Source organism: Terriglobales bacterium (genome assembly GCA_035454605.1).
In the GTDB taxonomy this organism is placed as follows: Bacteria; Acidobacteriota; Terriglobia; order Terriglobales; family Acidobacteriaceae; genus DATMAB01.
Window position 1 is genome coordinate 1 of record DATIGQ010000079.1, and the last position, 6,031, is coordinate 6,031.

At 63.6% G+C, this 6,031-nt stretch carries 7 protein-coding genes; 1 reads left to right on the forward strand and 6 read right to left on the reverse strand.

All coding sequences use genetic code 11. The features are described from left to right. The 4 genes from VLE48_05630 to VLE48_05645 form a co-directional block, all read right to left on the reverse strand. Window positions 1-435: hypothetical protein (locus VLE48_05630; GenBank protein ID HSA92473.1), on the reverse strand; the 435-nt coding region annotated here is incomplete at its 3' end. A 6-nt stretch (window positions 436-441) separates the two neighbouring features. Beyond that, window positions 442-1,248, reverse strand: a complete 807-nt coding sequence (locus VLE48_05635) for a M28 family peptidase (GenBank protein HSA92474.1) — start codon at window positions 1,246-1,248, stop codon at window positions 442-444. A 182-nt stretch (window positions 1,249-1,430) separates the two neighbouring features. Then, window positions 1,431-2,234, reverse strand: a complete 804-nt coding sequence (gene tatC, locus VLE48_05640) for a twin-arginine translocase subunit TatC (GenBank protein HSA92475.1) — start codon at window positions 2,232-2,234, stop codon at window positions 1,431-1,433. Next, window positions 2,227-2,571 carry a twin-arginine translocase TatA/TatE family subunit gene (locus tag VLE48_05645; protein ID HSA92476.1) on the reverse strand — a complete coding sequence of 115 codons (345 nt, stop codon included), beginning with the start codon at window positions 2,569-2,571 and terminating at the stop codon, window positions 2,227-2,229. Before VLE48_05645 ends, tatC begins: the two co-directional genes overlap by 8 nt. 534 nt (window positions 2,572-3,105) lie before the next feature. Between VLE48_05645 and VLE48_05650 the strand changes: the two genes are divergently transcribed. After that, on the forward strand, window positions 3,106-4,698 hold the full coding sequence (locus VLE48_05650) for a S41 family peptidase (GenBank protein ID HSA92477.1): 1,593 nt from the start codon (window positions 3,106-3,108) through the stop codon (window positions 4,696-4,698). 70 nt (window positions 4,699-4,768) lie between these two features. On the opposite strand, the gene VLE48_05655 is transcribed toward VLE48_05650, so the two are convergent. Continuing rightward, complete coding sequence (locus VLE48_05655; GenBank protein HSA92478.1) at window positions 4,769-5,479, reverse strand: PilZ domain-containing protein; 711 nt, start codon at window positions 5,477-5,479, stop codon at window positions 4,769-4,771. Window positions 5,480-5,708: 229 nt separating this feature from the next. Continuing rightward, the gene (locus tag VLE48_05660) at window positions 5,709-5,915 is read right to left on the reverse strand and encodes a hypothetical protein (protein ID HSA92479.1); all 207 of its coding nucleotides are present in this window, start codon (window positions 5,913-5,915) and stop codon (window positions 5,709-5,711) included. Window positions 5,916-6,031 lie beyond the last annotated feature (116 nt).

The window sequence follows — 6,031 nt, forward strand, 5'->3', positions numbered from 1 at the left end:
CTTCCTGAGCTCACCAAGCCTTTTCAACTCCTCGCGCCGCGCAGCTCCATAGAAGATGATGTCCAGTCCTTTCACCAGCCGTCGCGAGACCGGCTTTCGCAGCCGCTCCCGGAGCTGCCGCGGAAAATCCTTGTCGCCGACCCCCAGCACCGCCACGCACATGCCCGGTTTCACACCCAGCTTGTCCAGCAGGCTGGGCGGATGCTGGATCTTGGTGGCCCACTTCTCGGCCTGCGGACCCAGTTCGAAGACGGCCGTGCCTTCGGCGGACTTCACTGTGAGCCTTCCGTCGCGGGCCGCGACCGACTTCATCTGCGCAAACGGGATTCGCAACCGGAAGTCGCCCCGGAACAGCAGTTCCTGGGTCTCGAGCCGCGCCTTGCCGTGCGACCAACGCCCGCCGAACTGCGCCTTACAGATGGCTTCCTGTCCCATTCGCTCCTACCGCTCATCCAGCAAGCGCACCGTCTCCAGCATGACCTCGCCCACGATCTCCAGACTCTTGGCGCTCAGCTTGTCCAGCGTGTCCTCCGGGGTATGGTGGAACACGTTGCCGTAACCGTATTCGAAGTCGATCAGGTCGGCCACCGGCACGCCCGCCTTGCGAAACGGCAGGTGGTCGTCCTCCACGGTGACGGCCCGCTGGAAGAAGTACGACTGGTAGCCCAGGTTGGTTGCCGCTTGCTGCACCAGATCCAGCAGCCAGGGCGTCGAGTTCAGGTCGCGGTCGATGTCCAGCTCGCGGTCGCCGACCAGGTCGGCCAGCAGGAATGCTTTGATCTTTTTTGCCGTCCCATCGTTCGTCCACCGGTCTGCCAGGCGGCGGCTGCCGTAGAGGCTGTCCTCACCCGACCACTCGCGCACCGCTTCTTCGCCGTCCAGGAACACCAGCCACACGCTGTAGCCTTTGCGCTTCTTCCCGCGCAGGTGGTGGGCCAACTCCAGCAGCAATGCCGTGCTCGACCCGCCGTCGTTCGCGCCCACGTAGTTCTTGAGCGGGTAGTTGGTCTCGTAGTGCGTGGCCAGCACGATGATCCCATCCTTTTCCCCAGGAAACTTGGCCACGAAGTTTCGCATGGGCAAGGGACCTGCCGGCGTTTGCGCCATCCAGGCGTCTTCTTCCAGGTTGTCGTTCTTGAGTTGGCGGCGCAGGTAGGCTTCCACCTTGCGATGTCCTTCACTGCCCGGCGGCCGCCCCCCGAAGGCCACGATCTCGCGCACGTAGTTCAGCGCTCGTTCGCCTTGCACGCGTGGCCTGACCACGGGAGTTGCCGAAGGCTGTGGGGGCGGAGAAGGCGGCGCCACTTCCGCCGCCGCTGGACGGGCCGCAACCGTGTCGCCCGCTGGCGTGCCCGCCCCCGGTTCCGCTTTTGTGCAGGCCGTCAGTGCCGCAAGGCATACGGCCGCGCACAGTAAATGCGCGTCGCGCGTCATGCCGCGGCCCGCGCCCGGCGGCGCGGATGGACCGCCCAGGCGATCCCGATGCTCAGCACATACAGCACGATCAGCGGCGCGGCGAAGATCGTCATGTTCACCACGTCGGTAGTGGGGGTGAGGATCGCGGCCACGGTGAACGCGCCCAGGATGGCGTAGCGAAAATTCCGCCACAGAAAACCGGCGTCCACCACCCCCATCAGCGCGAGAAAGAAAATGACTACCGGCAGCTCGAACACCAGTCCCAGTCCCAGGATCACGGTGAGGAACAGGTCGGTGTACTCGCCGATGGTGACCATGGGCCGGAACTGCTCCCCGTAGCCGATCAAGAAGTCGAGCGCCGCCGGGTAGACGATCTTGTAGCCGAACAGCCCCCCGGCCAGGAAGAGTCCTACCGTGGAGGCCAGGAATGGCAACACGTAACGCTTTTCGTTCTTGTAAAGGCCGGGGGCGACGAACGCCCACACCTGGTACAGCACGAAGGGAGCCGAAATGAAGATGCCCGCCAGCAGCCCAACCTTCAAGTAAATGTTGAAGGGTTCGGTGGGACTCAAGTAAACCAGCTTGTCTTCCAGCTTGTGCGCCCGCAGCGCCTCGCTGATGGGCTGCTGCATCAGGGCAAAGATGCGGTCGGCGTAGGACCACGCCGCCAGGAACCCCACCGCGATGCCGATGATGGAATAGATGATGCGTCGCCGCAGCTCTTCCAGGTGCTCCAGGAAGCTCATGGCCGCGATGGGTTCGGCTGCTTCGCCGCGAGCACCTTCGTGCCCGGCTGCGTCCATGGCCGCTTCAGGCATTGGTCTTGGTCTCGGTTTCGGCGCTGGCCTTGTTCTCCTCGGTCGCTGCGCCACCGCTCCCGGCTTCCCCGCGACTCCCCGTGCCGATGGGGGACGATTCGGCCTCAGACCGCGCCGCTACCGTGCCCTCAGGGGCGCGAATCTGGTTCTTGCCGGCCTCTTCCACCTCCAGTTGCCGCACTTCGTCCTCGAGTTGGTGCTTGAAGTCGTTGGAGGCGCGCTTGAACTCCGCCAGGCCCCGCCCGATATGCCGCCCAATCTCCGGCAGCTTCTTCGGCCCGAAGATCAAAAGGGCCAGCAGGATGAGAAACATCATCTCCGGAAAGCCCAGGTTCATAGGGCAATGATAGCAGCGGATGCGGCCGCTTGGTGCTTGCGTGGGTTGGGCTACCCTCATTGCTGCCGCCGATTACAAGGACGCCGCAGGCAATCCCCAAAGACTGTCCGTTAAGGTCGAATATGGAGACGTTCAAGGCCTTAACTTACCCAGGACAGTCGAGGCCGCGGTAGAGCAGTCGGGAAACGTCATACACATGCCGTTCACTTTCACGGAGTGCCAGGTCACGAAGCGCTGAGTCTGGGCGGCTGGCTCGTCCTGGCTCACCGTTTGCGACTCGGTCCTCCCGTGACGGCGGTGCCCAGGTTCGCCCCCGTACCTTTCAGTTTGTACCCAGATAGCCTACGTCCATCCCAGCGTCCCTCGACTCCGGTGCACCCACTCCCCCCTTTCGTGCGTCTAAGTAGCTGTAACCTCCGGGATACCGGCGTTTCCGGGTCTAAAGACCGGGTTTTGCATGCATGCTATACTCGGAGGAAATCACGGCGTGGCGCGCCCCCGAGGTTTTTGCGCGCCCCGGAGGTTGCCGTCACTATGGCTGGTCGTTACCGCCGCTCGGCTCTTCTTGTCCTTCTGGTCATCCTCGCCTGCGGTTCCCTGGGGGTGTTGTTCGGCCAGCGCGTCGGCCCTTCCGCGTCTTCGGGCTCGGAGATCGAGGATCAGGTCCGCGTCTTCGCCGACGTCTATCGCGTGGTCGAGGATAACTACGCCGACCCGGTCAACGCGGACAAGGCCATCTACAACGGCGCCATCCCCGGCATGTTGCGCGTGCTCGACCCGCACTCCAATTTCTTCGATCCCAAGTCCTATTCCCTGCTGCGCGAAGACCAGCGCGGCAAGTACTACGGCGTGGGCATGCAGGTGGGACCCCGCAATAACAAGGTGATCGTGATCGCGCCTTTCGTGGGCACGCCCGCGTACCGTGCCGGCATCCGTCCGGGGGACATCATCGCCGCCGTGGACGGCAAGCCCACCGACAACCTCTCAACCAGTGAAGTCGCCGACATGCTCAAGGGCCCCAAGGGGACTCCGGTGCGCATCACCATCTTGCGCGAAGGAGCCGACGGCCCGCTGGAGTTCACCGTCGTCCGCGATGAGATTCCGCGCAACTCCGTGGATGTGCATTTCGAGCTCGGGCCCGGCATCGGTTACATGCACATCTCCAGCTTCAATGAGACCACCGAGCAGGAGGTCGCCGAAGCCCTGGAGCAGTTCGGAGAACTCAAAGGACTGGTCCTCGACCTGCGCCAGAATCCCGGGGGGCTGCTCAGCGAGGCCGTCGCCGTGGCCGACAACTTCCTGCGCAAGGGCGCCATCATCGTGCGCCACTCCGGCCGCGCCTCGCAGGAAAAGGTCTATCGCGCCCGCGAGGGCAACAACGGCCGCGAGTATCCCCTGGTCGTGCTGGTGAACCGCGGCACGGCTTCCGCCGCTGAGATTCTGGCGGGCGCCATCCAGGACCACGACCGCGGACTGGTGGCCGGAGAAACCACCTTCGGCAAGGGTTTGGTGCAGACTGTCTATCCGCTCTCGGAAAACACCGGCCTCGCTTTGACCACGGCCAAGTACTTCACGCCCAGCGGACGGCTCATCCAGCGGGAATACGCCGGCGTCAGTCTCTACGATTATTACGTTAATAACGGAAATGGAAACAACAACGGCAACCGCGAAGTGCGCATGACCGACAGCGGGCGGCCGGTGTATGGCGGCGGTGGCATCAGCCCCGACGTCAAGCTGGAGTCATCGCGCAGCAACCACTTCCAGGACACGCTGCTGCAGCGCTACGCCTTCTTCAATTTCGGCAAACGCTACTTGCTGCACCGCCACGTGGATCGCAGCTTTAAAGTGGACGACGTCGTGCTGCTGGAGTTCCGCAAGTTCCTGGACGAGGAGAAGATCCCCTACACCGAAGCCGAGCTGGTGGAAGTGGATGACTGGGTGCGGTCCAACATCAAGGCGGAGCTGTTCATCGCCGAGTTCGGACAGCAGGAGGGGCTGCGGGTGCGGGCGGAGACCGATCCCCAGGTGCGCAAGGCGATCGAACTGCTGCCCCAGGCCCGGGAACTGGCGGAAAACGCGCGCAAGATCCTCGCCGAACGCAGCAACTCCCAGACCATCCCGCGCTAAGGAGTCCCGACGAAGGAAAAGGCCCGCCGTTGGCGGGCCTTTTCCTTGCATACGTGGAGAGGAGAACGGTTTATTGGCAAGGCCGGCCGGTGGCCGGGCGGTTGTAGTTGAGCTGGGCGTCGCGCTGGTTCATGTATCTCCCCGGATGCAGGTTACCGTAGTCCTTGTCCTCCCGACAGTAGTAGAGGCCGGACTTGGTGTGCACCCAGACCTGCGCGCTGGGATTGCCGGAGGTGAGCTGGCGCTTCAGGGTGTCGGGCGGCTCGCTGAAGAACCAGTTGGCCACTACCAGCGCCAGCATGATTCCGAGCACGATGGCCACGATTTGCGAAGCCAGGCCCGCCTTTGACCGGTACTGCTTCTTGATCTGTTTCTGCTTCTCCTGCTCGTCCTTGATGTAGGCTTCGATCTGTTCCCGCCAGTCGCCGGAGATCTTGGCGGCGACTTCCTCGGCCTGGCTTTCGCTCAGTTCCTGGCACTGCTCGAGCTGGGCGGCGATTCCATGCTGGTTCGCATTCGCGCGCTCCACGCGCACGATCTTTCCGGAGAAAAGCAGGCGGCGCACGCTATCGGTGGTGAGTTCTGCCGGCCGCTCCAGGATGAATTCGATGGTGGCGTCGGCGGGCAATTCCGCATCGGTGATGAAGTACACGCCTTTTTCGTTGATGTCGCGGATCATGCCGGCAGCCGTACCGCTCTGCTCGCCACCCGTCCAGCGCACCTTGATAGGCAAGTTGAGCTGGTAGCGGTGCAGCCTTCGACTCTCCGCCTCTGCGGTCATCACTATGCCTACATGCTAGAAGGTCTCTCCGTCCGAGGGTACATCCCGATTGTAACCCCGGAGTGATTACGAGTAACCCGCGTTGCTATTACTTTGGTGCGTTCCGCCCGGAGCTCGGTTGCATACTGCGAGCCGTTTGTGCCGGTTTGTGAGCCCTCCCCATGGTGAAGGGGGGATCGTGCGGATCCCTAGTACGGACACGCAACCCTGCCCGCGGATGGGCCCGAATCTAGCGCAGGACGCGCAGCGCCGAGCGCTGGTCCGTGCGCAACAGGCCGGCTTCGCGGGCGGCGGCCAGCGCCCCGCGAAACTCCTCGCGCGTGATGGCGCGGTTGATCTCGGCGTGTTCGGTGTCCGTGACCTTGCCCGCGGGATAGTACTGCGCCATCACGTTGACGTAGGTCTCCGGTCCCAATTCCTCGGCGATCCAACGCATGATCTGGCGGTGGTATCCGCGAACAGTGGATGGCAGAGAGCGCACCCGCTGCCTACAATCCGCGCGGCGGGCGTGGGGCGCGGAGGTTAAGCCCTTGGCTCAGTCGGCGGACGGGC